The organism is Embleya sp. NPDC127516 (genome assembly GCF_044765325.1).
Taxonomy (GTDB): Bacteria; Actinomycetota; Actinomycetes; order Streptomycetales; family Streptomycetaceae; genus Embleya.
Window position 1 is genome coordinate 199,371 of record NZ_JBIWJT010000018.1, and the last position, 26,652, is coordinate 226,022.

Here is a 26,652-nt window from a genome sequence, read left to right on the forward strand (position 1 = left end):
GGCGCCGGGTCGGCCCCCGTGGGCACCGGGCCCGCCGCGGCTCCCGCGGCGCCCATCCCGCTGGATCCGTACGCCGCGCCGGCGCCCGCTCCCGCTCCGACCGGCGTGTACACCGGTGTCTATCCGCACGCGCCCGGACAGTTCGCGCCGCAGGCCCCCTACGGCATGCCGGGAACGTATCCGGTCTCGCCGTACGCCGGCTGGCTGCCGCAGCCGTTTCGCGCCTTGCGCGGCATCGCCGTGACGTTGTACATCCTGCTGCCGCTGTCGGCGGTGTTCGCCGGGCTGTGCGCGGCGGCGTTCCTCCATCGTGCGGACGTCCTGCGGCAGATCGCCGACGCCGGTGAGCTCGGTATGACGGACGCGCTGCGGACGAAGGCCGAGGACTCGGACTCGCTCGTGGCCGCGGCGACCACGTTCCTCGTGTTGTCGATGATCGCGACCGCGGTGCTGTTCATCATCTGGATGTACCGGGCCCGCGCCAACGTGGACCTGTTCGGCCCCTCGAAGCAGCACCTTTCCACCGGATGGGCGATCGGCGGCTGGCTGGTACCGGTGGTCAGCCTGTGGTTCCCCAAGCTGATCCTGCACGACGTGTGGCGCGCGAGCGACCTGCGGACCGCCGAGCGCGGCGGCCGGACTCCCGGCCGCCTGCCGCTGCTGTGGGCGTGGTGGCTGTTGTTGGTCGCGTCCGGTGTGCTGTTCTTCGCGAGCCGGCTGTCCTACCCGCTCGACGAGGACATCGAGCTGTCCGACGCCGACCGGCTGCGCACCATCGACATCCTGTCCGGCGTCGCGGACCTCGTGCTGGTCCTGGCCGCCGTCGCGGCGATCTTCGTGGTCCGGAAGATCACCACCTTCCAGCACGAGCGCGAGGCGCTGGCTTTCGCGTCGGGTCTGACCCCCGGCGGCGTTCCGGGCGGGATGCCGGGGATGCCCGGGATGGCGGCCGGGTTCCCGACCGGGGCGCCCACGCCGTGGGCGGCCTATCCGGCGCAGGCGCCGACCGGCCGATACTTCGCGCCGCCGGTGCCGCCGGCTCCCGGGATGCCGGGCGTTCCGCCGGTACCGCAGGCGCCTTATGCGGTGGCCTCGGGTCCGGAGGCTCCGGCCGCGACTCCGGCCGCTGCCGCACCTGCCGCTTCGGAGACTCTGATTGCTCCGGTCGTACCGGTCACTCCCGACGCTCCGGTCTCGTCCGACGCTTCGGTCTCATCCGACGCTCCGGCTTCGTCTGGTACCGGTACCCCGGCTTCGTCCGATGCTCCGGACTCGGCCGACGCGACGACGGTCCTGCCGGTCGACGACGTACCACCGGCCGCGCCGGCCAAGCGCACGCCGCCGCCCCGGCCCGCCGCGGCGCCGACGGCCGGGATGGGGGTACCGGTCGAGGCACCCACCGTCGCCGCACCGGAGGAGCAGGTGTCCCTGACCAAGCCGGTCCAGGCTGCGGAGGACGCTGCCGCCGAGAGGACGGGCGTACCTGCTGCCGAGGGCGGGAGCGAAGGCGAGGCCGAGGCCGCGAGCAGGACCGAGAACACCGAGGACGAGGCGGAGAGCGAGGCCGAGCCCGGAGCCCAAGCCCCGGCGGAGCCCGAGGCCGAGCCGGCCTCGTCTCCGGAAGCCGCAGCCGACGGCGAAGAACCCCAAGCCGAAGCCGAACCCGTCGCTGAAGCCACGCCGACCACACCGCCCGTCGCCGACTCCACACCGGACGCCGGCGACGAACGGGGCGAAACCGACCGGGTTCCGCCCGTCGCTCCGACCGCCGAACTCCCCCAGGTGCCCGCCCAGGCCCCGGCCCCGGCCCCGGCCGACCGCGTCCAGGACGCGCCGTCGGCGGCACCGACCGACGAAACCGAGAACTCCGAGAGCGCAAAGAACTCCGAAGGCTCCGAGGACACCGTGGACGCGGCAGCCGAGCCGGCCCCCTCCGGCGAGCGCCGCGGCTGACCTGAGCACACCTGTCGCGGGCCCGTCGCAAGCCCGTCGCGAAGGGTCGACAATCCGTCAAGTGCCCGTCAAGCGCCCGTCGGAGATCATCGCAAGAACATCGGGAGACCGTCGAGGAGACGTCCGGGACATCCCGGCAGCTCCTCGACAGCCCCTCGACGGCCCACCCGAAGCCGCGCCGAAGGCCGGTTCGAACCCTGGTGGTTCGGGCCGGCCTCGGTCGTTTTCGCAGGTTGCGCGGGTCGCGCGGTGAGGTCCGCGGGGAATCGGTTTTTGTGATGGCCCTCGGATCCGCTAAAGTTCTCAACGTCGCCGGGACGCGGAAACGCAGCCCGGGCCGACAGGCGGACGTGGCTCAGTTGGTAGAGCATCACCTTGCCAAGGTGAGGGTCGCGAGTTCGAATCTCGTCGTCCGCTCGGAAGAAGTAGAGGAATGTAGTGGGTAACCACTATGGTTCCTTCACTTGGTGGAGTGGCCGAGAGGCGAGGCAACGGCCTGCAAAGCCGTCTACACGGGTTCAAATCCCGTCTCCACCTCCAAGAGACCCCGAGGCTCCGTGCCGAGGGTGAACTTCCCGCGCGATTAGCTCAGCGGGAGAGCGCTTCCCTGACACGGAAGAGGTCACTGGTTCAATCCCAGTATCGCGCACGCCGCACAACCGAACACGTACCACGCACCACGGGTCACCCGCAGTACGCAGTACCCTCGCGCGATTAGCTCAGCGGGAGAGCGCTTCCCTGACACGGAAGAGGTCACTGGTTCAATCCCAGTATCGCGCACCAGCAGTATCGAAGGGCCGGAAGATCTCGATCTTCCGGCCCTTCGACGTTGGTGACCGCGATGGTGTGGATCACACCCCCGGATGCTCATGCGGCGGGCTGGGTACGAAGTCGGGCGCGGCGAGTCGGGCCAGCGTGGCGCGCGACTCCTCGTCCTGCGGCACGTAGACGTTCAGCCGCTGCCCCGGGAACGCGGTCAGCTCCGACGAGATCGCACGTACACGCAGCACACCGACGTCCAGGTTTCGGAAGAGCTTGACCCGGGTGCGGGTGAGCGAGATCGGGTGGGCGGCCCAGGCCTTGGCGAACTCGGGGCTGGCCTCGATCAGTTCGTCGATGAACGCGGTCCAGACCGGATCGCCGACGTTGCGGGCGTAGGTGCCGCGCAGGACGCCGACCACGCCCTGGCACTCCCGGCTCCACTCGTGGAACGGGTTGCAGCACTCGGGCCGGGTGAACAGCTCCCAGATCATGTTGCGTCGTACTCGCCGCGTCACCGTCAGGGCCGGGAAGACCTTCGCGAACAGCTCGTTGAAGGCCGGCACGTCGTAGCGCCCGTTCAGCACGACCGCGGGCAGCGTCGCGAAGTCGTCGAGCAGGGCCTGGGTGTCCGCGTCCACCTCGTCCTCGGCGCGCAGCGTCGCCGTGCTCGGTACGCAGGCCAACCGCTTGACGTGCTCCACCTCGACGCCGTCCAGGCGCAGCGTGCGGGCGATGCCGGAGATCACCTGCGCGCTGACGTTGATCGGGCGGCCCTGTTCGAGCCAGGTGTACCAGGTGACGCCCACGCCGGAGAGCTGCGCGACCTCCTCGCGGCGCAGGCCCGGGGTACGACGTCGGCGGCCGACGGGCAGGCCGACCTGCTCCGGGGTGATCCGCTCCCGGCGGCTGCGCAGGAACGCGCCGAGCTCGGCGCGCGACGCGGCGCGGGCGGGTCGGACGTACTGCGGTGTGGGCCGGTCGGGCTCGGCCGGTCGGGGCGGGTCGACCCGACGGCGGCGGGCCCTTCCGGGGTGGTCCGGCTCTCTTTGGTCACCCTCATGCAGGTCGGCGCGGTGTTGGGGGTGGCCACGTACGGCACCACCTTCCTGTCCGCGACGGGCGTGGGTGCCCATGCCTCGGCACACGCCGCGGTGGTGACGTTCGTGGCGCTGGCCGCGGTGAACCTGTGCGCGGCGGTGTGGGCGTGGCGCGTGGTCGCGCGGCGCCGGGTCACCCGGGTCGCCTGATCGGATGGGAGGCCGAGCGGACGGGCGAACGGGCCTGCGGGCGGCGCGGTGCGATCCGCCCCGGCGCCGGGGCGCCGCCCGGCCGATCCCGGACCCCGCGCACGCACGCATGTGTGCACCCCCACCGGCCGGGCGGGCGGTTGGTCCCGTTCGGCCGGTGCGGGTCGCGCTTTCGCGGGTAGCCCCAAGACCCCGCGTCGGGTGGGGTCCTCGCGTTGGTTCGCGCGGGTGGTCGGCTCCGCGAGGTCAGTCCCGTTCGGGCCAGCGGCGGCCCGCCGCGCGCCGCGCGTCCTGCTCCGGCGAACGGCTCGGCCGCGAGCCCGATCCGGCTCCGTTGCCGCTTCCGGCCCCGGTTCCGACACCCGAGCCGGACGAGCCCGGATCCGCTCCCGCGGCCACACTCGAACCCACCTCGGATCCCGCGTGCGCACCGGCTCCCGACCCGGCGCCGGCCCGCTGCAAGAGCTCGCCGTCCCGAGCGGGGTCGACGGATGCCGCCGCCGATGCCTGCGCGTCGGCGAGTTCCTCCGCCTCCGCCGCGGCCTTCGCCTGGAGGCCGGACATCGTGCGCAGCGGCACCTCCTTGATGAAGAAGACCAGTACGAACGCGACCGCCATGACGCATGCGGCGATCAGGAACACCAACTGCATCGCCTCGGAGAAGCCTTCCTTGAACGGCGCGGCCAGGCGCGGGTCCAGGTGCTGGATGAAGGACGAGTCGCTGAGCACGCCGGAACCCTGCGCGCCGCCGGGGTTCGGATTGCGGACCATCTCGATCACCGGCCCGTTGGCCGGGTCGGCGAGCACCGAGGGATCGGCCAACGCCGCCTGGAACTCGGGCGTACGGGCGTCCCGGGTGAACGCCTTGGCGATCTCCCCGGAGACGTTGCTGAACAGCACGGACAGGAACACCGCGGTACCGGCGGTGGCGCCCATCTGCCGGAAGAAGGTCGCGGCCGAGGTGGCCACGCCCATGTCCCGGGCCGGGACCGCGTTCTGCACCACCAGGATCAGCGTCTGCATGCACTGGCCGAGGCCGATGCCGAGCAGGACCATGAACAGGCTCGTGGTCACCAGCGACGTCTCGGTGTCGACGTACAGCGCGAACAGGGCCATCGCGATCGCCGCGATGCCGGTGCCCAGGATCGGGAAGATCTTGTAGCGGCCGGTCTTGGAGGTGATCTGCCCGGACAGGATGGACGAGCCCATCATCCCGGCCATCACCGGGATCATCAGCAGGCCGGCCTCGGTGGGTCCGGCGCCCTTGACGATCTGGAAGTACTGCGGGATCAGCATGAACCCGCCGAACATGGCCATCCCGAAGATCACGCCGATCAGCGACGCGAGGCTGAAGATCCGGTCGGCGAACAGGCGCATCGGGATCAGCGCGTCCTCGCCCATCCGGCGCTCGACCAGGATCCAGGTGATCACGCCGATGCTGCCGATCAGGTAGCAGGCGATCGAGGTGCCCGAGCCCCAGCCCCATTCGCGGCCCTGTTCGGCGACGATCAGCAGCGGCACGACGCCGAGGGTCAGGGTGATCGCGCCGAACCAGTCGATCCGGTGCGGGCGGCGGGTGTGCGGGATGTGCAGCACCTTGGCGACGACCAGCAGGGCGAGCACGCCGACCGGCACGTTGACCAGGAACACCCAGCGCCAGCCCGCGATGCCGAGGATCTCGCCCTGCCCGGCGAAGAACCCGCCGACCAGCGGGCCCAGCACGCTCGAGGTGCCGAAGACGGCCAGGAAGTAGCCCTGGTAGCGGGCGCGTTCGCGTGGCGGGACGACGTCGCCGATGATCGCGAAGGCGAGCGACATCAGACCGCCCGCGCCCAGGCCCTGGAGGGCGCGGAACCCGGCGAGTTCGTACATCGACGTGGAGAACGTGCACGCCGCGGATCCGACCACGAAGATCGTGATGGCCGCGAGGTAGAACGGGCGGCGACCGTACAGGTCGGACAGCTTGCCGTACAGCGGCGTGGCGATGGTCGACGTGATGAGGTACGCCGTGGTCGCCCACGCCTGTTGGCTGAGGCCGTGCAGGTCGTCGGAGATGGTCCGGATCGCGGTCGAGACGATCGTCTGGTCCAGCGCGGCCAGGAACATGCCGGCCATCAGGCCGTACAGGATCGTCATGATCTGACGGTGGCTCAGGGCGCCTTCGCTCACGGCCTGTTGCGGGCCGGACTGCGGTTGCGGCTCGGTCATGCGGTAGTGCCTTCCGGGGCACCGGGCGCGGCGTCGCGCGTGGGTGCCTGGTCGCGTTCGAGATCGTCGTTGAAGCGGCCGAGGAGGTGCACGAGCGTTCGGCGCTCCTCGGCGGACCAGTCGCGGGTGACCCGGTCCAGTTCGGTCTGCCGGCGGGCGCGGTAGATCTCGAACGCCTGGTTGCCGGCGTCGGTCACCGCGAGCAGGGTGCCGCGACCGTCGTTGGGGTCCGGGCGGCGTTCGACCAGCCCGCGCTGGACCAGAGAGGCGATCTGCCGGCTGACCGTGGACACGTCCAGGTAGGTCATCGCGGCCAGGTCGGTCACCCGGCGGGGTCCCTCGAGGGCGAGGTAGGCCAGCAGCAGCCGGTCTCCCCCGTCGGGCACGGGGCCGCCCTCGGCGCGGTTGCGCGCCTTGGCGGCGGCCGAGAGCCGCATGAGACGCGCGAGTTCGCGTCCCAGTTCGTCGGGTGCGCGGCCGGCTGTCGGCCCGTCACACGGTGTCGTCGCGGTATCGATGACCGCCCCCCTTGTCGCTCGCCACGCGTTAACTGCATGGCTCAACCAACAATAGCGCCCTTCACCACCGCGCCCGATTCGCGCCTCAGCGGCCGAGGCCCGACCAACGCCCGGGCAAGGCCGCGGCCCAGGGGATCTCGGGAGCACGTCCCGTGGCCCCGGGGATTCTCGGGAGCGCGTCCCGTCGAACCGGCCATCCCCGCTCGACCATCCCCGCTCGACGATCGCGGCCCTGTCGCCTCCGAAGCGGGCAGACCAACGGGCCGTCGCCCGGGACGGCGGCAACCGGGCGGGGCCGCCCGGCGGACCCGCTATCGGGCGACGGCCGCCTCGGCGGGTGCCGCGTCGGGCCGGTCGGCCGACCGCTCGATGGTCTCGGCGGCCGGCGCGGACGGCTGAGCGCCGGGACCGACTGCCGGTGTCACGCCCGCCTTCGGCCCCGAACGCGGCCCGGGCTGCGGCACCGGCGACGCGCCGGGGCGTGCCGCGGCGGAGGGGTCGAGCGCACCCTCCCCGCCCGGACCGACGCCCGAATCCACACCCGCGTGCACATCCGCGCCCCCACCCGCGCCCGGCGTGGGCGCACCGTCCGCGCCGAGCAGCCCCTCGGGCATGCACTCCGCACCCGCCTCCGCGAGGTGCGCGTCATCGACCGCATCGGCGACGTCGGCCGCACCACGACTCACAGCAGCCGCATCCGACTCGTCCGGGCCCGCGCTTCCGCCCGCCTCGCCCGTACCCGTGCCGACGTCCGCCCGACCCGCCACCGGAGTGGCCCCGCCGGCCCGCTTCGGCCCGGCCTTCTTGGCCCCCGGACGCTTGTCCGGCTCGCGGTAGCCCAACTTGCGCAGTTCATCCGGCGTCCAGCCACCCGCCAACACGTCCGCCCACGCCTTGAGCGCGCGCTGTTCGCCCTCGGCGGCGGCCTTGAGCAGCGGTTCCAACTCGGCCGCCGACGTGGCCAGTTCGCGGATCAGTTCGATGCGCCGGTCAAGGAGGGCACGGGCGGCCACCTCCGCGTCACGAATCAATGCGTCATCGGTCATGCACGCACCGTAATGGACATGTCGGTGCGCCGGAAAATCGACAAGCCGATGACTCGCCCGCCCATCACCCTTCGAACGACCCCGCCCCCTCCCGCGAAAGCCCTCCCGATCCGCCCCCACCCCCATCTCCCGGCCCGCGTGACGAGCGGCACGGAACTGGACCCATGCTCATCTGACTGTCCGTCAGCTATGGTGACGAGGTGCCTGTCTCGCGACTATTGGGCGCTCGTGCGAGGTACCCGACGGGTGTCCCGCCGGGTCCCGGGCATCACGGCTGCAGCAGGTTCGGCCGGCCGGTCGACCGCGCGGCACACGTACGACCGCACAACAGGGAGTGAGTGACCATGCGCGTGGGAGAGGTGGCAGGCGCGGACCTGCAACGCTTCGGAAAGCCGCTCGACGGGATCCGGGTCCTTGCCATCGAACAGATGCAGGCGCTCCCCTACGCCACGCAGATGCTCGCCCGACTGGGCGCGGAGGTCATCAAGATCGAGTCGCCGGGCGTCGGCGAGTCCGGGCGCGCCGCGCTGCCGATGATGACCGACCCGCTCGGCCGCCGCGTCGGCGTCACCTTCCTGCGCAACAACCTCGGCAAGCGCAGCGTCACGGTCGACCTGAAGCACCCCGAGGGCCGCGAGATAGTGCTGCGCCTGGCCGAGAAGGCGGACATCGTCTGCGAGAACTTCAAGCCCGGTACGGCCGGCCGGCTCGGCCTGGGCTTCGAGGACATCGCCGCCGTCAACCCGCGCGCGATCTACCTCTCCGTGTCCGGCTTCGGCAACACCACCGAGTCGCCGTACGCGTCCTGGCCCGCGTACGCCCCGGTCGCCGAGGGCATGGCCGGTCTGTACGACTTCAAGCGCGACCCGAACACCGCGCCGGTGGTGTCCCCGCTCGGCGCGCTCGGCGATTCGGGCTCGGCGCTGTTCGCGGTGATCGGCGTATTGGCCGCGCTGCGCCATCGGGACGCCACCGGCGTCGGTCAGTACGTGGACATCTCCATGTTCGACGCCATGGTCGCGCTCAACGACGCGGGGATCAGCTACTGGTCGATGGGACTGAAGGACCCCGGCCTCGCGCCGCTGATCAACCACTCGTTCCGGGCCTTCGACGGCTACTTCCTGATCCAGTGCGCGCGCCCGCACATGTTCGAGGCGCTCGCCGACCTGGTCGGCAAGCCGGAGTGGAAGAGCGATCCGCGTCTGAGCGGCCCGCAGGAGTGGTTCGACCACATCGAGGACATCCTGCGCCCGGGCATCGAGGAATGGGCGGCGGACAAGTCCCGGTTGCAGGCGTGTGCGGCGCTGAGCGGAGTGGGCGTCGCGTCCGGCCCGGTCTACAACCCCGGCGACGTGATCGAGGACGAGCACGTGCGCAATCGCAACATGATCGTCGAGATGGAGCGCACCGACGGCGACCCGGCGCCGGTCCTGTCGCCGGGCAACCCGGTCAAGCTCTCCCGGGTCGCCGAGGGCCCCGAGACCCGGGTGCCCTGGGTCGGCGAGCACACCGCCGAGGTGCTCGGGGCCGAACTGGGCCTGTCCCGCGCGGAGATAGACCGCCTCGCGGCCGACGGCGCGATCGGCTTGGAGACCCCCTAGCCGAGCACGTACTCCCCCAACCCATCCCGCACGGCGGCCCGCAGCGACGGGCAGCCACGCGACAACGCGACGAACCCCAAGTGGAACGAGGCGGAAGCGGAGAAATGACGACTGACGGAACCGCAGTTTCGACGGGACGCGGCATCCTCGGGTACGGGGCCTATCTCCCCTACCGGCGCCTCGACCGCAAGAGCATCGCCGCCGTGGCCGGCACCGGCGGCGGCAAGGGCACCCGCACGGTCGCCTCCTTCGACGAGGACACCACCACGCTGGGCGTCGAGGCCGCCCGCAACACGCTGCGCGCGACGCCCGGGATCCGCCCGCGCGCGCTGCTGTTCGCCACGGTGGCACCCGCGTACGCGGACCGCACCAACGCGACCGTGATGCACGCCGCGCTGCGCCTGGACGGTTCGGTGCCCGCGATGGACGCCACCGGCTCGGTGCGCTCGGCGGCCGGTCTGCTCCGGCTCGCGCTGGACGGCGCCGGCAGCTCGCTCGTGGTCGGTGCCGACATCCGGGTCGGCCTGCCCGGCAGCGGCGACGAGGCGGCCGGCGGCGACGGTGCGGCCGCGCTGCTGGTCGGCTCCCCCGCCGACGGCCCGGTGCTGGCCGAGTATCTCGGCGGCGCGTCCGCCACGGCCGAGTTCGTCGACCGCTGGCGCACTCCGGGCGATGTGCGTTCGAAGTTGTGGGAGGAGAAGTTCGGCGAGAACAACTACCTCGCCGCCGGTCGGCAGGCCTGGACCGACGCGCTCAAGGCGACCGGGCTGACCGCCGACCAGGTCGACCACGCGGTGATCGCCGGCCTGCACGGCCGCGCGGTCGCCGGGCTGGGCCGCAGGCTCGGGGTGCGCGAGGGTGTCCTGGGCGACGACCTCGCGAGCACCGTGGGCAACACCGGCGCGGCGCACCCGGGACTGCTGCTGAGCGCGACGCTGGAGCGCTCCGAGCCGGGCGCGGTCGTCGCGCTGGTCGTGCTGTCCGACGGCGCCGACGTGTTCCTGTTCCGCACCACCGACGCGCTCGCGGCCTACCGGCCCACCCGCACGGTCGCCGAGCAGATCGCCGGCGGCGCGCCGCTGCCGTACGGCAAGTACCTCGCGTGGCGCGGGCTGCTCCCGGTCGAACCGCCGCGCCGACCCGAGCCCGCCCGCACCTCGTCCTCGGCCGCCGTGCGCTCGGTGGAGTGGAAGTACGGCTTCGTCGGCTCGCGCGATCGCGAGAGCGGCGCCGTACACCTGCCGCCGCAACGGGTGTCGATGACCGGTGGCAACGTGGACGACATGGAGCCGGTGCCCACCGCCGACGTGCTCGGCACGGTCAAGACGTTCACCGTGGACCGGATGGCCTACTCGCCCAGCCCGCCGGTGGTGTTCGCGGTCGTGGACTTCGACGACCCCGCGGGGGGCGAAACGACGTCCGACGAGGGTGGTGGGCGACGGGTGGGCGGCCGGTTGCCGATCGAGCTGACCGACATGGACGCGACCGAGGTGGCCATCGGCGACCGGGTCGAGCCGACCTTCCGCCGGCTGGGCACCGCCGACGGCATCCACAACTACTTCTGGAAGGCCCGCCCCGTGCGGACCGCCCGAGCCGCCGAGGAGGCATAGGCATGGGATCGCACGGCATCAAGGACCGCGTCGCCATCATCGGGATGGGTTGCACCCCCTTCGTCGAGCACTGGGACAAGGGCACCGACGACCTGTTGATCGAGGCGACCACCGAGGCGTTCGCGAACGCCGGCGTGGCGCAGGAACAGGTCGACGCGTACTGGCTGGGCACCGCGCAGTCGGGCATGTCCGGACTGACCCTGGCCAAGCCGCTGCAACTGCAGGGCAAGCCGGTCACCCGCGTGGAGAACATGTGCGCGACCGGGTCCGACGCGCTGCGCCAGGCCGCGTACGCGGTCGCGTCCGGCGCGTACGACATGGCCATGGCGGTCGGCGTGGAGAAGGTCAAGGACGGCGGCTTCCAGGGGCTGAACGCGTTCCCGATCCCCGGCGACGGGACCGCCCGCACGCTCACCGCGGCGGCGATGTTCTCGATGGTGGTGCCCGCGTACGGCGACAAGTACGGCGTGTCCGAGGCGGAGATGCGCGACGTGCTGTCGCACATCGCGTCGAAGAACCACTACAACGGCGCGCGCAATCCGCGCGCGCAGTTCCGCAAGGAGATCGCGCCGGAGAAGATCTCCGCGATGCCCAAACTCGCGGGCCAACTCGGCGTGTTCGACTGCGCGGGCGTCGCCGACGGCGCGGCGGCGGCGATCGTGGTCCGGGCCGAGGACGCACACCTGTACACGGACAAGCCGCTGTACATCAAGGCGCTGTCGCTGGTGGCGGGCAACGGCTCGGGGGTGATCGACCCGGAGTACGACTACACCACGTTCCGGGAGATCGCCGCGTGCGCGCAGGACGCGTACCGTCAGGCCGGCGTGGGCAACCCGCGCGAGGAGCTCGCGATGGCCGAGGTGCACGACTGTTTCACGCCGACCGAACTGGTGCTGATGGAGGATCTGCAGTTCGCCGATCGCGGGACCGCGTGGAAGGACGTCCTGGCAGGTGCCTTCGATCTGGACGGCCGGTTGCCGGTCAACCCGGACGGCGGGCTGAAGAGCTTCGGTCACCCGGTCGGCGCATCCGGACTGCGGATGATGTTCGAGGCCTGGCTACAACTGCGCGGCGAGGCACCGGCGGATCGACGGATCCCGGCGGACGGTCGCAAGCTCGCGCTGACCCACAACCTCGGCGGCTATCCGGGCGAGATGGTCTCCTTCATCTCCATCCTGGGCAACGAACTCGGCTGACCGCCGTTCCCCCACGCGTTGTTCGAAGACCGTCGAACCGCGTCGGGTTTTGCTCGTCAAAGCTGGTGAGGGGCTCGATCGCGGTCGCGATCGAGCCCCTTTCGCCATCTCCGGACACCGGAAATGGGCAATCTGCCACAAGCATCATGGTTACCGTGGTTTCATCCGCGTCCGGGCCTTTGATGTGCGACAGTCATTGCACCCTGCCTCGTCATGTCCGGAGGAGCGCGAGCGGATGCGCGAACGGCCCGAACACCCCGTGGACGCACCCCTCGTGGTGGACCCGGCGCAATGGCTCGCGCACATCGACCGAATGCGGGCCGAACTCGAGGCTCTGCGCGGTGGTTTCGACCCGCGCCCGGGTGCTGCCGGCGGCGGTTCGGGCGAGGACGCGGCGGCGATCGAGGACGCGCACCGCCGGGGCATGGTGTGCGATCTGCTCGCGGGCAGCCTCGGTCGGACGGCGGAGTATCTGGCCCGATTGAGCCTGGACACCGACGATCCCGAGCACCGCCAGGCCGACGATCCGGGCCTGGCGGCCAGCACTCCGGCGCGCAGCTCGGTCCGGCCGCCGGACGTCGGGCCCACCGCGCCGTTCGCGCTCGGTGACGTCGAGGACGCGGTACTGCCGTGGCGGCACCTGCGCCGGTTGTTCGTCGAGCCGGACCCGCACGGGCTGTTGCCCGAGCAGCGCCGCACGGCCGTGCCGCCGGCGCCGGGTTCGGGACCGGTGGCCAGCGCCGAGTGGCATCTCGATCGCGACGACGTGCGCTGGTCCGACGAGATGTACGCGCTCTTCGGCCGAGACCGCGCGCTCGGCCCGCTGCCGCTGGCCGAGTTGCCCGACCACGCGGCGGCCGAGGATCGGGCGTTCGTCACGGACCTGCTGCGCGAACTGCTCGAACAGGCGAACGGCACCGAGGGCGAGTTCCGGATCGTGCGCGCCGACGGCAGCCGGGTGTCGGTCCAGTTCGTCGGCGAACCGGTGCTCGGCGCGGACGGAACCCCATATGCGGTCTGGGTGTTGCTCCGCGATATCACCGAACTGCGGCGCACCCAGGAGGCGTTGACGGAGGCCCGGGCGCAGTTGCTGGCCCAGCGCCGACTGGTGCGCTCCGAGCACCGGATCGCCGCCGAGTTGCAGCGCGTGGTGATGCCGTGGTGGACCCGGCCGATCAGCCTGCCCGGCATCGAGGTGGCCACCCGGTACTTCCCGGCCGAGCAGGACTCGAAGGTCGGCGGCGACTGGTACGACGCGCTCGCGCTGCCGAGCGGCGACGTGTTGCTCGCGGTCGGCGACATGTCCGGGCACGGGGTCGCCGCGGCGTCCGGGATGACCACACTGCGCGGGGCGTTGCAGGGGGTGGCGATGACGGGGGCCGGGCCCGCCGCGATGCTGACCGCGCTGAACCGGATCGTGGTGCACACCCTGCCGGCGGACAAGGTGGCGACCGCGGTGTGCGCGCGATTCGACCCGGAACGGCGAGTGTTGACCTGGGCCCAGGGCGGCCACCCGCCGCCGCTGCTGTACCGCGACGGCGTGGGACGGGCACTGTCGGCACCCTTCGGCGTGTTGCTGGGTGCGCTCGACGAGCCCGAGTTCGTCGAGGACCGGGTCGAACTACTCCCCGGCGACGTGCTGTTGATCTTCACCGACGGCTTGGTCGAGCGACGCGGGCGCGGCACCGAGGAGGCGGTCCGCGCCCTCCTCGGCCTGGGCCCCCGAGTACTCGGCGCGGACGCCAGGACATGCGTGGACGTGGTGCTGAGCCGCCTGGGCCACACCCGCTACGAGGACGACGCGTGCGTGATGGCGGTGTGCGTGCGGTAGCGCTGCGCTTGGGCTCGGGGTTTTGTGCCCACCCATTGCGGATCCCGGGCGTCAGGAGCCTTCGGCGAGTTCCTCGCGGAAGACACGCACCTCCGGCACGTCCCGATACCGGTCCGTGAGTCTGCGCAGTACCTCCAGGCGGTCCCACGTGCGTTTCGAGCTGACCTCGCCGGCGGCGTGGACCGCGAGACGCGCCTGGTGGGCACCCCGGTCGGGTTGGCCATCCAACAAACAGGCGGAGGCCAGCGAGATCAAATCGAAGGTCTTGGAGCGTTCGTGCCCGCGAGCACGCAACTCCAGTGCCCGCTCCGCGTGTTCCTGGGCACGACCGGCCGCGGTGGGATCCACCTCGGCGAGCGTGCGGTACACCAGCGCCTGCATGCCGTGCAGATCGGCCGAGTCGAAGAAGGCCACCCAGTCCGGATCCTCGTCCGGGCGCGACCGGCCGAACTCGGCCTCGGCCCGACCCAGGGTGCGCCGGCAGTCCGCGGCCCGCCCGAGCGCCGCCTGCGCCCACGCCTCCACGGTGTGGAACATCGCGCGTGTGGTCGCTCCCGCCCGATCGCCCGCCGTACGCTGCGCCAACTCGATCAGCGCGAGCGCGTCCGCCGGGCGCTCCAGGTGCACCATCTGCCGGGCCGCGCGGGAGAGCGCCTCGGCCGCCCGCGGCAGGTCGCCCGCCTCCCGGGCCGCGTGCGCCGCGATCACGAAGTAGTTCTGCGCGGTCGGATCCAGCCCGACGTCGTGCGACATCCAGCCGGCCAGCGCGGCCAGGTTGGCCGCCACGTTCCACAGCCGACGGGTGACCGGCAGCGGATTGGGATAGGTCAGCAGATTGCCGACCTCGTTCAACTGCCCGATCACCGCCTTGCGTTGCAGACCACCTCCGCGATCGGCGTCCCAGGTCCGGAACACCGTGACCGCGTTCTCCAGCGCGGTCACCTCCTCGGCCCCGATCGGACCCGCGTCGGCGAGCCCGTACGAGACCGGGTCGGCCGGCGCGCCGCGCGGGTGGGGCAGGCCCGGTCCGGGGGTGAGCCAGCGATCGAAATTGGCCACCAGGGCCGGCCCCGCGACGAGTGCGAACCCGCTGCCGGCGAAGCCGTGCCGGTTGAGCATCAGGTCCATGCCGGTGAACTCGGTCAGCGCGGTCACCGTGCGCTCGGTGCTCCACGGCAGGTCCTCCTGGACCACCTGCGCGTTGTGCCGGGGGCGACCGGTCAGGCCGAGGTCCTCGGAGGTGACGACACGCCCGAGCCGCTCGGTGAACAGGGCCGCCAGAACCCGGGGCACCGGATCCCTCGGGCGCTCACCGTCCTCCAGCCAGCGCCGGACCCTGGAGGTGTCCGTGGCAAGCTGGGGATGGCCCATCGCGGCGGCCCGGCGGTTGACCAGTCGGGCGAGTTCGCCCTTGGACCACCCGGTCAGGGCGAAGAGGTCGACCAGTTTGGTATTGGGTTCCCGGCGCATTGCAAACCGCCCGTTGATGTGGGGACCGTGGCTCGAAAAGCGTCCTGTACGAGGTCGCCTGCCGGACCGAGGCTAGCCCGGTCCGGAGCAGCCGGCTCCGATTCGCCATGGTTCGCCAGGGTCCGCCACGTGGATCACCACCCGGTTCTCGGAGTATTGTGGATGGTGGATCCGGCACGTGGGCCCCCACCCGTCGCGCGGCCGGATCCGCCCCTCGGCAGCGCAGGAAGGTTTACATGTCATCCACGACGTCCACCACCCCCGGCCGCCCGACCACGCCCGGTTCCGCGACCTCCCGGCCGGTCACCCCCGGTCCGAACAGGCGTTCCCCATCCGGTGGTTCGGCGCCCGGCACGGTGGCGTCGACGAACACCGTGGTCGCGGCCAACGCCGCGGTCGCGACCGGCACGGCCGGGGCCGCCGGTGGAGCGGGCCCGGGAGCATCTCGCATGGCGCAACAGGTTCCGGGTCCGGAGGCGGTGGCCACGATCGCGGCCCGAGTCTGTCCCGGCTTCACCGCGGGCGCGGTGTTGCGGAGAACACCGCGCTCCCTGCTCCTGTCCGGCTCGGTCGGTCGCGGCCCGGTGGTGGTGAAGTACCTGACCGACCCCTCGCCGCACTGGCTCCAGCGATTCCGACACGAGGTCAACGCGTACCGCACCTTCACCCGCCAACGACCGCCCGTGCGGGTCCCCCGCCTGATCGCCGCCGACCCCGAGCGCCGCATCCTGGTGATGGAACACGTGGCCGGCCGACCGGCCGCCAACGAACGCCACCCGGGCACCGCGATGGCCCGCGCCGACGTCCGCGCGGTCCTCAACGCGTTCACCACGCTCAACCGATGGAAGCCCCCGCCCGGGTCCTTCCCGCTCGCCTTCGACTACCCGGCCCGCGTCGACCGCTACCACAAACTCGGCCTGCTCACCGACCGCGACGCCGGCGACCTGGCCCAACTCCTGCGCGGCCTCAGCCGGGTGCCCGCGCAGTTCTGCCACGGCGACGCGGTCCTGTCCAACATCCTGCTCACCGCCCAGGGCGCGGCGCTGGTCGACTGGGAGTCCTCCGGCTACCACCTGCCCGGCTACGACCTGGCCGTCCTGTGGACCCTCCTGGCCCGCGACCCGATGACCCGCCGCCAGATCATCCAGACCGCCCAACAATCCGGCTCCCTCTCCCGCGACGCGTTCCTGGTCAACCTCATGCTGGTCCTCGTCCGCGAAATCCGCCTCAACGACGTGGGCCCCGTCGCCGAAGACCAACGCCGCCTCCTCCGCCGCCTCCACGACGATTGCGGCATGGTCCGCCGAGCGGTCCGAGCCGCAATCGGCACCCGCTGACCATGCTCGCGGCCACATGGCCCTGATGGGACCACCCGACCCACGTTCACCGGCTGCGCTCACAAAGCACTCGGCTTGGTAGTGGTGCCCACCCGCCCGCCCGTTGCGTGTGCGAGTGAGGGCTGCGGGTCTTTGGGGGTCGGTGGGGCTGGTCTGGCCCGGTGAGCATGTTCTGTGGTTTGGCGGGGTTGGGTGTGGTGGGGTGCGGTTGTCTGGTGGGTTGCGTTGGGTTGTGTACCCACCCGCTCCACCCGTTGCCTCTGGGGCGGGGGTTGGGGTTTTAGGGGCGGCGGTGTGACCTGGTCTGGCCCCGCGGCCCTCCTCGGGGTGGTCGGCCGCTGCGGCGGGGTGGGGGGTTGGGGTCTTTCCCTGCGGCTCTTGTGGTCCCGACCCTCGGGGTGGATGCCTGAGGTTGCGCGGGGGTGGGGTTTCAGGGCGACGCGAGGGGTCCGGTCTGAATGTTGCGGTCCCCGGTGTGGCTGCCTGCCGGTGGGTGGGTTGGCTGCGGGAAGGGGTGGGCTTTCCCTGGGCCGCCGAGCTTGGCTGCGCTTTGGCGCGTCAGCGCCCACGACTCCGGTGAGACCTCGTGATCGACGCGCGAAGCGCGGAGAGCGGCGGAGCCGCAGAACTTGGGCTTCGTGGCCCGGAGCGAAGCGGAGGGACACGAAGCCCCGAGCGAGGGGCCGCTTTTTTGCGGAGGAGCGTAGCGGGGGAGCAAAAAAGTGGTCCCTCGCGAGCCGGCGACGAAGTCGCCCAACAAGCAGCAACGCCGCCGAACACGACTCTGGCCACCCCGACACGCTCCACCCGCGACCCCGGCTCAGCCCGCTCCACGCGCGACTCGGGCCACCCCGACGGGCCCCACCCGCGACTCAGCCCACCCCGACCCTCATCCCCCGAACGAGTCCGAAGGGAGCGGCTTCAGCAACTGAAAAACGTCATCCGTGATCGGCCGATCCCACGTCACGATTCGCACCAGGACGTTGTCGCTGCGGTCGAACTCCACACACGCGAGGCGACCCTCGGCGTACTTGACCTTGCGGATGATCAGCAGGTCGTCGCCGAGCATGATCGGGGTGTCCTCGGTGGACAGCTCCTCGGGCATCTCTTCGTGGCCCAGGGCCGCGACCAACTGCTGGGCCTCGATCCGGCCGACACCTTCCTCACGCGCGGGCGAACCCGGGGGCAGGTTGCCGATCAGCATCGCGGGGCCGCGGTTGGCCAGCAGGTCGTACCGGACGAAGATCCCCTGGCAACTGCCGTCCTCCCCCGGCAACATGGCCACGATCACGGAGCCGGGCCAGTCGGTGAACGGGATGGCGAGAACGTCGAAATCCGGCCCGGACGGGGGGCGGCGGCGCAGGAAACCCATACAGACATGCTAGTGGCCCCTCGCGATGCGGCCGGCCACCCACCGGGGACCCCCACCGCAGGACCCCGAACCCAAGCTCGGCCAAAGCCTGGCCAAAACCGGAAGCCAGAACCCGAGACTCCAAGTCCGCAACCCCAAGCCCGGAAGCCACAGCCGGAAGCCAAAGCCCGAAAAGCCGAACCCCAGCCCCCACTCACCCAAACAAACCCAAAAACGCCCCAAGGCCCGCACCCTGCACGGGCGCGGGCCTTGCTAGGTCTGCGGTCCGTTGCCGGAGCCGCGGGACCGATTCAGAGCGGGCGAACCATCTCGGCCTGCGGGCCCTTCTGACCCTGCGTGACCTCGAACTCCACGCGCTGGTTCTCCTCCAACGAACGGTAGCCGTTCGTCTGAATGGCGGAGAAGTGGACGAAGACGTCAGCGCCGCCGTCGTCCTGCGAGATGAAGCCGTAGCCCTTGTCGGCGTTGAACCACTTGACCGTACCGGTGGCCATGTCTTGATTCCTTCACGTAACCCACAGACACCACACCTCGTGATGCCCGGGTCGCGAACCGTCGAGTGGTCCCACTCCCCGCGTTACCCCGGGATGCCCTCGCTGTGAGGAGCGAAAAACGCCCACGGCTGTTGATGTCCGCAGGCGTTGGACGTGCGAGGGAACTACATCTACTGCTGCAACCGCGGACAACGCTACATGCCAACGACTGCTCCGCAACAGCCCTTCGCAGCGCGAATCCGACCGTCACCAAAGCGGTTAACGGGGGGCATAGCCGGCACACGCCGCACGGTTCATCCGCGTGGGTGACACAACTGGGCGCAACCAAGGGCTGACCAAGCGTCAGTCGAGACCGCTACTCGATCACCCTCCGACCAACCTCCGACCACCCTCCGAACCCACCCGCTCGCTCCTCGATCACCTTCCGAACCGCCCCCACCCCACCCTCAAACCAGCTCCGCACCACCCCAAACCGGCTCCGCACCATCCCCAGAGCCCCCCGAACCACCCCCAACCCCTCCGCACCTCTCCGAACCATCCCGCACCCTCTGAACCACCCGATGAACCACCCCAACCCTCCAAACCACCCCAACCCCCTTCGACCGCAAGGATGTTCACTCCCCCTTCGCACCCGCGCCACCGATTGATGGCCGGCCCTTCGCGCCGCCTGCCTACCGTTTCGGTATGGCCGCCCCGACCGCCCTACCCGCGCCCCCGAAGCCCGCGCACGTGCCATCACCGTCGCGGGTCGTGCCGGGTGCGCCCGGCGCGCCGGTCGTGCCGGCTCCGGACCGGACGCCCCGAGTACGGCTGCGGCACCTGCGCCACGTGGGCGCGGTCCCGGCCCGGGTGTACGGGTTCGTCGCGCTGGTCCTGGTCGGCATCATCGCCCTGGCCGCGGTGATCGCGGTCGGCGCCGGCAACGCCCGGTCCGGGCTCGGCGAGGTCGCGGACACCTCGGCTCCGCGCGCCGCGGCCGCCGCGGACCTGTACTTCGCGCTCGCCGACCTCGATGCCCAGGTCGCCAACGTCCTCCTGGTCGGCTCGGACGAGACGATCGGCAACCGACAGTTGGCGCTGCGCCAGATGCGCGAGCGGCGTGCCCGGATCACCGTCGACATCCAAGCGCTCTCCTCCGGCGGCGCGCCCACCGCGACCGTCGGCGCGCTGATCAACGGACTCGGCCGCTACGACGCGTACGTCGCACAGGCACGGCTGGCCGACGAGCAGGTCCAGGACCGTCCGGCCGGGCGCCCGCCGATACTCGCGCTCAACTACTTCGCGAGCGCGACCACGCTCCTGCACGACGACCTGCTGCCCGCCGCCGACGCGCTCGGTCGCGGAGCCGAGGAGAAGCTCGCCTCCGACGCGGACTCGGACGGCACGCACGCGCGTTGGGCCGCACTGGCGGTCGGGCTGGTCGGCCTCGCTCTGGTGGTCTGCCTGATCATCGGCCAGGTCTGGTGGGCCCGCCGGTTCCACCGCATCCTCGTGCCGGGGTTGGCCGCGGTGACCATCGCGGTGGCCGCGCTCACCGGCACCGCCGCCGTCCTGTTCACCGACCACGCGTCCCGCCTGCGCGACGCGCAGACGCAGGCGTTCGATCCGTTCCTGTCGCTGGCCCGGGCCCGGGCGACCGCCTCGGACGCGAACGCGGACGAGAGCCGGTTCGTGATCCTGCCCGACCGCGCCCGGGCGTACGCCGAGAGCTTCGCCGCCAAGTCCGCTCAACTCGAGCGCGTCGTGCCCAACGAGCGCGTCGCCACCCGGCTGGAAGCCTTCCGGCGGGACGACCGCACGCTGCGCGCGGCGGTTGCCGAGGGCCGGCTGGATGTCGCCGTCGGCCTGGCCACCAAGGTGGGTCGAGGCAACCTCGCGTTCGACTTCTACGACTACCAGACTTCACTCGCCCAGGTCGCGAACGCGAATCTGGCCGATTTCGAGCGCCGCACCGACAGTGCCGACGACGCGCTCAGCGGCTGGCCGTGGGTCCCGATCGCGATCCTCGGGGTGTGCGTGGTCCTCGTCCTGGCAAGCGCCCGCCCGCGTCTGCGGGAGTACGCGCAGCGCTGACCGCGCCCGTGTCGAGGCCGGCCCCCGAGCCATCGCGGCAGGCCCGCCGGGCCCGTCGGGCCACCCCCACCGCATATCTTTGCCCCAGTCAAGTGTTCCCGACGGTCGACAGCGTCACAGTTTCCGAAGGGCCTCCAAACGATATTGCCTCTGGAATATCGCCGGGCCCACGCCTTACGCTCCGCCCATGGAATTCAACCTTGCCGACCTCTTCGAGCGCGCGGCCGGGGAATACCCCGAACGCGAGGCGATCGTCGCGAACGGTGAACGCCGTACATATGCCCTTCTGGAGGAGCGGGCGAATCGCCTCGCCCATCACCTTCGGGACTCCGGTGTGCAGCCGGGTGACCATGTCGCGGTCTACGCCTTCAACATCATCGAATGGGCGGAGGCGATGCTCGCGATCTACAAGATCCGAGCCGTCTGCATCAATGTGAATTTCCGCTATGTCGCGGATGAGCTGGCCTATCTGCTGGACCAGGCCAAGCCCGTCGCGATGGTCTTCCAGCGGCAGTTCACCGACCGGGTCGCCGAGGTCGCGCCCAAGGTCGCCTCGCTGCGCCACCTGCTGGTGGTCGAGGACGACACCGAACCGGCGGCCGAGGGCACGGTCACCGCCGAGTCGCTGGGCGCGGTGCGGTACGAGGACGCGATGGCGGCGGGCTCACCGGAGCGCGACTTCGAGCCGCGGTCGGCCGACGACCTGTACCTGCTGTTCACCGGCGGGACCACCGGCCTGCCCAAGGGCGTCGTGTGGCGCCAGGAGGACGTGATCTTCGCCCTCGGCGGCGGCATCGACCCCACCAACGGCGAGCGCATATCCCGGCCCGAGGAGATGGTCGAGAAGGGCCGCAACGGCCAGATGACCACCTTCCCGATCGCGCCTCTGATGCACGGCGCAACCCAGTGGGGGGTGCTCCAGAACCTGGCCAAGGGCCACCGCGTGGTGCTGATCGACAAGTTCGACGCGCACGGCGTGTGGGAGACGGTGGTCGCCGAGCGGATCAACGTCGTCCTGATCACCGGTGACGCGATGGCCCGCCCGCTGCTGGAGTCGCTCGACGAACCCCGCGACGGTCGCGAGTCCTACGACCTGTCCTCGCTGTTCGCCCTCTCCTCCAGCGCGGCGCTGTTCTCGCCGTCGCTGAAGGAGGAGTTCATGGAGCGCCTGGGGATCGTGGTCAGCGACGCCATCGGGGCCTCCGAGTCGGGCGCCAACGGCGTGGGCGTCGCGGTGAAGGGCCAGACCGAGCAGCAGAGCGGGATCACCGTGAAGGCGGTGCCCGACTCGGTCGTGCTGGACGAGGACCTCAACCCGCTGCCCGCCGGGGTGGTGGGCCGCCTCGGCCGCAAGGGCAACATCCCGCTGGGCTACCTGGGCGACCCGATCAAGACCGCCGAGGTCTTCCGGACCGGCCCGGACGGCACCCGCTATGTGGTGCCCGGCGACTACGCCCGCCTGGAGGGCGACGGCCGGATCACCCTGCTGGGCCGGGGCTCGGCGACGATCAACTCCGGCGGCGAGAAGATCTTCACCGAGGAGGTCGAGGGCGCGGTCAAGGCCCACCCCGAGGTCTACGACGCGATCGTGGTCGGCGTCCCGCACCCGCGCTGGGGCCAGACGGTCGCGGTGGTCGTGCAGCCGCGCGAGGGCCGCTCGCCGAACCTCGCGGACATCCAGGAACACTGCCGCACCAAGATCGCCGGATACAAGGTGCCCCGGGTCCTGCGCATCGTCGAGCGGACGCAGCGCACGCCCACCGGAAAGCCGGACCTGCAATGGGCACTCGCGGTGGCCTCCGCCCCGGAAACCGCATCCGGCGATACGACGGAAGCCGCGCCGGAATCCGTCTGACGAAACACGGTTCGAAAAGATTCGTCACCCGCGAGAAGAATGCCGAATACACCGCCCGGGACTTCCCGGGCGGTGTATTCGTATATCGCCTCAGACCGCCCGCTCGCGCCCCTCCCAGTAGGGATCGCGCAACCGCCGCTTCTGCAACTTCCCATTCGGGTCGCGCGGCATCGCGTCCACGAAATCGATGGTGCGCGGGCGCTTATACGTGGCGAGCTGCTCCGTGCAGAACGCGAGCAATTCCGCGGCCAGATCCGGCCCTGCCGCGAAGCCCTCGTTCGCCTCGACGACCGCCTTGACCTCCTCGCCCCAGTCCTCGTGCGGGATGCCGAACACCGCGACGTCGCCGACCGCGTCATGCCGCAGCAGCGCGCTCTCGATCTCGGCGGGGTAGATGTTCTGGCCACCAGAGATGATCATGTCGATCTTGCGGTCGCGCAGGTACAGGTAGCCGTCCTCGTCGAGCAGGCCCACGTCGCCGACGGTGAACCAGTCACCGATCCGGCCCTTGCGGGTCTTCTCCTCGTCCTTGTGGTACTTGAACTTCCCGGCCCGCATCAGCATGTACACGGTGCCGATCTCGCCCGCCGGCAGCCGATTGTCGTCGTCGTCGAAGATGCCGATCTCGCTGATCGGCCAGGCCTTGCCCACCGTGCCGGGCCGATCCAGCCACTCCTGCGCGGAGCAGAACGTACCGCCGCCCTCGCTGGCGGCGTAGTACTCCTCGACACACAACCCCCACCACTCGATCATCCGCCGCTTGACGTGATCGGGGCAGGGCGCGGCGCCGTGCACGGCGTGCCGCATCGACGACACGTCGTACTTGGCCTTGATCTCCTCGGGCAGTTGCAGGAGTCGGTGGAACTGGGTCGGCACCATGTGCGTGTGGGTGACCTTGTAGCGGTCGATCACCCGCAACATCTCCTCGGGCCGCCACTTGTCCATCAGCACCACGGTGTGCCCGATGTGCAGCGACTGCTGGGCGTGCTGAAGCACGGCCGTGTGGTACAGCGGCGAGCCGACCAGGTGCACGTTGTCGTCGTGCGGCTTGACACCGTAGATCAGCAACGTGCCGCCGTACCGGGCGTCTTCGGGCAGGCCCGCGGACAACGGCCGACGCACGCCGCGCGGGCGACCGGTGGTGCCCGAGGTGTAGTTCATCGTCATGCCCACGCCGCGCTCGGCGGGTAGCTCCGCCGACTGTCCGTCGGTCAGCTCGACGAACGGCCGGAAGCCGGGCATCGCGCCGACCGCGAACCGCGCCGCCGCGGGGAGCTTCGCCTCGTCCGCGGCGGCCACGATCGTGTCCGCGAACCGCTCGTGGCCGATCACCACCTTCGACTCGCTGTCCGCGAGAATCCAGGCGATCTCGGGGCCGACCAGGTGGTGGTTGACCGGGACCATGTACATGCCGGCCTGCGCCGCGGCCATGTACGCCACGATGTACTCGGCGCAGTTCGGCAGGATCACGCTGAAGACGTCGCCCGCGCCGAGCCCTGCCGCCCGCAGACCGTGCACGAGCCGGTTCGACGCGGCGAACAACTCCCCCGCGGTCCACTCGGCGCCATCGGGGTCGACCAGCGCCAGCCGGTCCGGATTGGCCTGCGCATGGGCCCAGAAGCCGTTCGCCACGTGCGGTTCCCTTCGAGCTGACCGGTTACTTGACAATGTCGTACATTGTGGCGGCAGCACGCGCAGAAAGAAAGGGGACCTTACTTATTACCGACCGCTCTCCCTTGTGGCCTCCGCGACAGCGCCGACAGCGCCGACAACGTCGGCAGAACCGGCAGTGCAGGCAGCCTCGAGGCGGGGCAGCCGGGAGACCGACGGCTCGACCTCCGGCCCCAGTCGCTCCATCGCGCCGCGGATGTGCGGCGACGGGTACACGGCGCGAATCACCGGCGTGGCCGCTCCCACCGCCCGACGCAACACATTGAGTCCGGGCCGGGCCACCACCGACGGCAGCCCGCGGTACCCGTACAGATCCTTGGCCCACCGCGGCAGCGCGGCATACGCGGACTCGGCCACCTGGCGCCACAACACCTCGCGCCCGAGCACGAGTACGAACGGCACCGGCGGTCGACGCAGGAAGTCGAAGACACCGCGGGCCTCGTCCGACATGGCCAGCGCCGGTCGGATCTCCTCGAAGTAGCGCTCCAACTCGGCCACGGAGCCCGGGACTTCCTCACGCCCGAGCCCGACCAACTCGGCCGAGCGGCGCTGTTCGGCCAGATACAGATCGGCGAGCTCGTCCGTCAGCGGGAACCCGGCCTGCCGGGCGACCGAGAGATACGACCCGACCTCGGCACAGTGGATCCAGCGCAGCAACTCCGGCTCGTCTATTCGATACGGCTGCTCCGTAACCGGGTCGACCGCCTTGATCACGGAATGGATCCGCCGCACCCGCGCCCCCGCCCGCTCGGCATCCGTCCGCGTCCCGTAGGTCGTGACCCCGACGAAGTCGGCGGTCCGCATCAGCCGCCCCCACGGGTCCTTGCGGAAGTCGGAGTTCTGCACGACCCCGCGCACCGCCCGCGGATGCAGCGCCTGGAGATAGAGCGCCCGGACACCGGCCACCCACATCACCGGGTCGGCGTGCAACTGCCACGTCACCGAATCGGGCCCGAACAGCCCGATCTCGTCACTCTCGCGGTTCTCCTGGCTCTCCCGACTCTCCCGACTCTCCTGTGGAACGCCCACCGGCACACCTTCCCGAACACGAATCCCGCCTGGGACTACGAGCGTACGTCCCTCACAGAACGGGCTGGGGCACCGACGATACGAGGCCATCGCCCCAGCGGGGATGGGGCCCATCGGGCCTGCTCCACGTCGGGACGGTGGTGTTGGTGTTGAGCAGTTGGTAATCGGATTGGTGCGGTGGGCATCGGCGGCGTCCGTTCGCGATGCCTGGCGGGTGGGCGTGGGTGGGTGTCGATGGGCCCGGTCCCGGTGTCGCCCACGGTCGGGGCCTTGGGATTTCCGGCGAGAGGTGGGCTTTGGTCGGCAGAAAAAGCATCCAGGGGCGGTGGCGGGGGGAGGGGGTCGGGTTGCGTATGCCGAAGTGACGTTTCCGGGTGGGTGGGTTTTCGGGCGGGGGCGGTGCCGTGAGGTACTTCGGCGGGCGTTTCCGAAGGGGGCGGCGGGGCGCTTGGTCGTCACGATCCGGATCCCGAGGACCGCTTCGCGTACCTCGCTCCGCGCTGACCTGGGGTTTTGCGGTTACGAGGCGATGAGAGTGGGTGTCGAAGGCCCGTTTGCGTCTCGGGGAGGTGGAGCCCGGCCCCTTGGAGGTGCTTTCTGGCCGCCCGGGTGTACTGGGTCGGGACTTTCGCCTGGGGCGGCGTCGTGGGGTCCTTCGGGGGGCGGCGGATCGGGGCGTTTTGGCGTGCGGTGGGTGCGAGTTCAAAGGACGTGCAGCCTCGGGTGCGGGTCTTGGCCTCCGCGAGACGCGAACCCGCCCTCGACACCCGCTCTCACCGGCTCGTGACGCCAAAACCCCAGGTCAGCAGCGATGGCTCGCGTCTGGAGTCGTCCCGGGACCCGGGTGGTGACCTCCCAAACGCACCGAAGGTGCGCCACCCGGCCCCGGCCCCGTCGGAAACGCTCGCCGAATGCGGACCTTGGCCTCCCCGAGACGCGAACCCGCCCTCGACACCCGCTTTCGCCCTGCCCACGATGCAAAACCCCAGGTCAGCAGCGATGGCTCGCGTCTGAAGTCGTCCCGGGATCCGGGTGGTGACCTCCCAAACGCACCGAAGGTGCGCCACCCGGGCCCGGCCCCTTCGGAAACGCCCGCCGAAGAGCCTCACGGCACCGCCCCCGCCCGAGAACCCCACCCACCCGCAAACGTCACTTCGGCATACGGAACCCGACCCCCTCCCCCCGCCACCGCCCCTGGATGCTTTTTCTGCCGACAAAAGCCCACCTCTCGCCGGAAATCCCAAGGCCCCGACCGTGGGCGACACCGGGATCGGGCCCATGACCCCCACCCACGCCCACCCGCCAGGCATCGCGAACGGACGCCGCCGCAACCCTCCGCCGACAGCACCCGCCGCCGAAGCCGACCACCGACACCGACC

At 71.0% G+C, this 26,652-nt stretch carries 18 protein-coding genes and 4 tRNA genes; 12 read left to right on the top strand and 10 right to left on the bottom strand.

The genetic code is table 11. The annotated features are described in order from the left end of the window. The first annotated feature begins 18 nt into the window (after positions 1 to 18). From ACIRL2_RS32030 to ACIRL2_RS32050, 5 genes are all read left to right on the top strand, one after another. The gene (locus ACIRL2_RS32030) at positions 19 to 1,953 is read left to right on the top strand and encodes a DUF4328 domain-containing protein (protein ID WP_402236675.1); all 1,935 of its coding nucleotides are present in this window, start codon (positions 19 to 21) and stop codon (positions 1,951 to 1,953) included. Positions 1,954 to 2,297: 344 nt separating this feature from the next. Next, positions 2,298 to 2,370, top strand: a tRNA-Gly gene (locus ACIRL2_RS32035). A gap of 49 nt (positions 2,371 to 2,419) precedes the next feature. After that, a tRNA-Cys gene (locus ACIRL2_RS32040) sits at positions 2,420 to 2,493 on the top strand. A 37-nt stretch (positions 2,494 to 2,530) separates the two neighbouring features. Then, positions 2,531 to 2,602 (top strand) — tRNA-Val (locus tag ACIRL2_RS32045). Between the two features lie 59 nt (positions 2,603 to 2,661). Next, a tRNA-Val gene (locus tag ACIRL2_RS32050) sits at positions 2,662 to 2,736 on the top strand. Positions 2,737 to 2,804: 68 nt separating this feature from the next. On the opposite strand, the gene ACIRL2_RS32055 is transcribed toward ACIRL2_RS32050, so the two are convergent. The 4 genes from ACIRL2_RS32055 to ACIRL2_RS32070 all read right to left on the bottom strand — a co-directional run bounded on the left by ACIRL2_RS32055 (position 2,805) and on the right by ACIRL2_RS32070 (position 7,734). After that, positions 2,805 to 3,848, bottom strand: coding sequence for a helix-turn-helix transcriptional regulator (locus tag ACIRL2_RS32055; RefSeq protein WP_402236677.1), 1,044 nt, complete (start codon positions 3,846 to 3,848; stop codon positions 2,805 to 2,807). Between the two features lie 360 nt (positions 3,849 to 4,208). Then, positions 4,209 to 6,170, bottom strand: coding sequence for an MDR family MFS transporter (locus ACIRL2_RS32060; RefSeq protein WP_395872057.1), 1,962 nt, complete (start codon positions 6,168 to 6,170; stop codon positions 4,209 to 4,211). After that, entirely contained in the window at positions 6,167 to 6,607 is a 441-nt protein-coding gene (locus ACIRL2_RS32065; protein ID WP_395872059.1) for a MarR family winged helix-turn-helix transcriptional regulator, read from the bottom strand. The genes ACIRL2_RS32060 and ACIRL2_RS32065 overlap by 4 nt, the downstream gene beginning before the upstream one ends. 392 nt (positions 6,608 to 6,999) lie before the next feature. Continuing rightward, a complete protein-coding gene (locus tag ACIRL2_RS32070; RefSeq protein ID WP_402236680.1) occupies positions 7,000 to 7,734 on the bottom strand; it encodes a hypothetical protein in 735 nt (244 codons plus the stop codon). A gap of 344 nt (positions 7,735 to 8,078) precedes the next feature. Here ACIRL2_RS32070 and ACIRL2_RS32075 point away from each other — a divergent pair, with 344 nt between their 5' ends. From ACIRL2_RS32075 to ACIRL2_RS32090, 4 genes are all read left to right on the top strand, one after another. Then, on the top strand, positions 8,079 to 9,335 hold the full coding sequence (locus ACIRL2_RS32075) for a CaiB/BaiF CoA transferase family protein (RefSeq protein WP_402236683.1): 1,257 nt from the start codon (positions 8,079 to 8,081) through the stop codon (positions 9,333 to 9,335). A 104-nt stretch (positions 9,336 to 9,439) separates the two neighbouring features. Then, positions 9,440 to 10,945, top strand: coding sequence for a hydroxymethylglutaryl-CoA synthase (locus tag ACIRL2_RS32080; RefSeq protein ID WP_402236686.1), 1,506 nt, complete (start codon positions 9,440 to 9,442; stop codon positions 10,943 to 10,945). A gap of 2 nt (positions 10,946 to 10,947) precedes the next feature. Beyond that, a complete protein-coding gene (locus ACIRL2_RS32085; RefSeq protein ID WP_395872066.1) occupies positions 10,948 to 12,141 on the top strand; it encodes an acetyl-CoA acetyltransferase in 1,194 nt (397 codons plus the stop codon). A gap of 235 nt (positions 12,142 to 12,376) precedes the next feature. Continuing rightward, positions 12,377 to 13,972 carry a PP2C family protein-serine/threonine phosphatase gene (locus ACIRL2_RS32090; RefSeq protein WP_402236688.1) on the top strand — a complete coding sequence of 532 codons (1,596 nt, stop codon included), beginning with the start codon at positions 12,377 to 12,379 and terminating at the stop codon, positions 13,970 to 13,972. 51 nt (positions 13,973 to 14,023) lie between these two features. Here ACIRL2_RS32090 and ACIRL2_RS32095 read toward each other — a convergent pair whose 3' ends face one another. Both ACIRL2_RS32095 and ACIRL2_RS32100 read right to left on the bottom strand, forming a co-directional pair. Continuing rightward, positions 14,024 to 15,442, bottom strand: a complete 1,419-nt coding sequence (locus tag ACIRL2_RS32095; RefSeq protein WP_395872072.1) for a hypothetical protein — start codon at positions 15,440 to 15,442, stop codon at positions 14,024 to 14,026. 232 nt (positions 15,443 to 15,674) lie between these two features. Further along, positions 15,675 to 15,893, bottom strand: coding sequence for a hypothetical protein (locus ACIRL2_RS32100; protein ID WP_395872074.1), 219 nt, complete (start codon positions 15,891 to 15,893; stop codon positions 15,675 to 15,677). Between ACIRL2_RS32100 and ACIRL2_RS32105 the strand changes: the two genes are divergently transcribed. Then, positions 15,892 to 16,779: a phosphotransferase gene (locus tag ACIRL2_RS32105; RefSeq protein WP_402236692.1), complete on the top strand. Its 888-nt coding sequence runs from the start codon at positions 15,892 to 15,894 to the stop codon at positions 16,777 to 16,779. The two genes, ACIRL2_RS32100 and ACIRL2_RS32105, sit on opposite strands and share 2 nt — an antisense overlap. A gap of 889 nt (positions 16,780 to 17,668) precedes the next feature. On the opposite strand, the gene ACIRL2_RS32110 is transcribed toward ACIRL2_RS32105, so the two are convergent. Both ACIRL2_RS32110 and ACIRL2_RS32115 read right to left on the bottom strand, forming a co-directional pair. Continuing rightward, positions 17,669 to 18,151: a hypothetical protein gene (locus ACIRL2_RS32110; protein WP_402236695.1), complete on the bottom strand. Its 483-nt coding sequence runs from the start codon at positions 18,149 to 18,151 to the stop codon at positions 17,669 to 17,671. A 290-nt stretch (positions 18,152 to 18,441) separates the two neighbouring features. After that, on the bottom strand, positions 18,442 to 18,645 hold the full coding sequence (locus ACIRL2_RS32115; RefSeq protein ID WP_020557813.1) for a cold-shock protein: 204 nt from the start codon (positions 18,643 to 18,645) through the stop codon (positions 18,442 to 18,444). 684 nt (positions 18,646 to 19,329) lie between these two features. Here ACIRL2_RS32115 and ACIRL2_RS32120 point away from each other — a divergent pair. Next, positions 19,330 to 20,718, top strand: a complete 1,389-nt coding sequence (locus ACIRL2_RS32120) for a hypothetical protein (RefSeq protein WP_402236698.1) — start codon at positions 19,330 to 19,332, stop codon at positions 20,716 to 20,718. A gap of 187 nt (positions 20,719 to 20,905) precedes the next feature. Continuing rightward, positions 20,906 to 22,573 carry an acyl-CoA synthetase gene (locus tag ACIRL2_RS32125; protein WP_395872083.1) on the top strand — a complete coding sequence of 556 codons (1,668 nt, stop codon included), beginning with the start codon at positions 20,906 to 20,908 and terminating at the stop codon, positions 22,571 to 22,573. A 90-nt stretch (positions 22,574 to 22,663) separates the two neighbouring features. Here ACIRL2_RS32125 and ACIRL2_RS32130 read toward each other — a convergent pair whose 3' ends face one another. Together ACIRL2_RS32130 and ACIRL2_RS32135 are read right to left on the bottom strand one after the other, a co-directional pair. Continuing rightward, on the bottom strand, positions 22,664 to 24,205 hold the full coding sequence (locus ACIRL2_RS32130) for an acyl-CoA synthetase (RefSeq protein ID WP_402236701.1): 1,542 nt from the start codon (positions 24,203 to 24,205) through the stop codon (positions 22,664 to 22,666). Positions 24,206 to 24,292: 87 nt separating this feature from the next. Next, positions 24,293 to 25,279: an oxygenase MpaB family protein gene (locus tag ACIRL2_RS32135; RefSeq protein ID WP_402236704.1), complete on the bottom strand. Its 987-nt coding sequence runs from the start codon at positions 25,277 to 25,279 to the stop codon at positions 24,293 to 24,295. Positions 25,280 to 26,652: the final 1,373 nt, after the last annotated feature.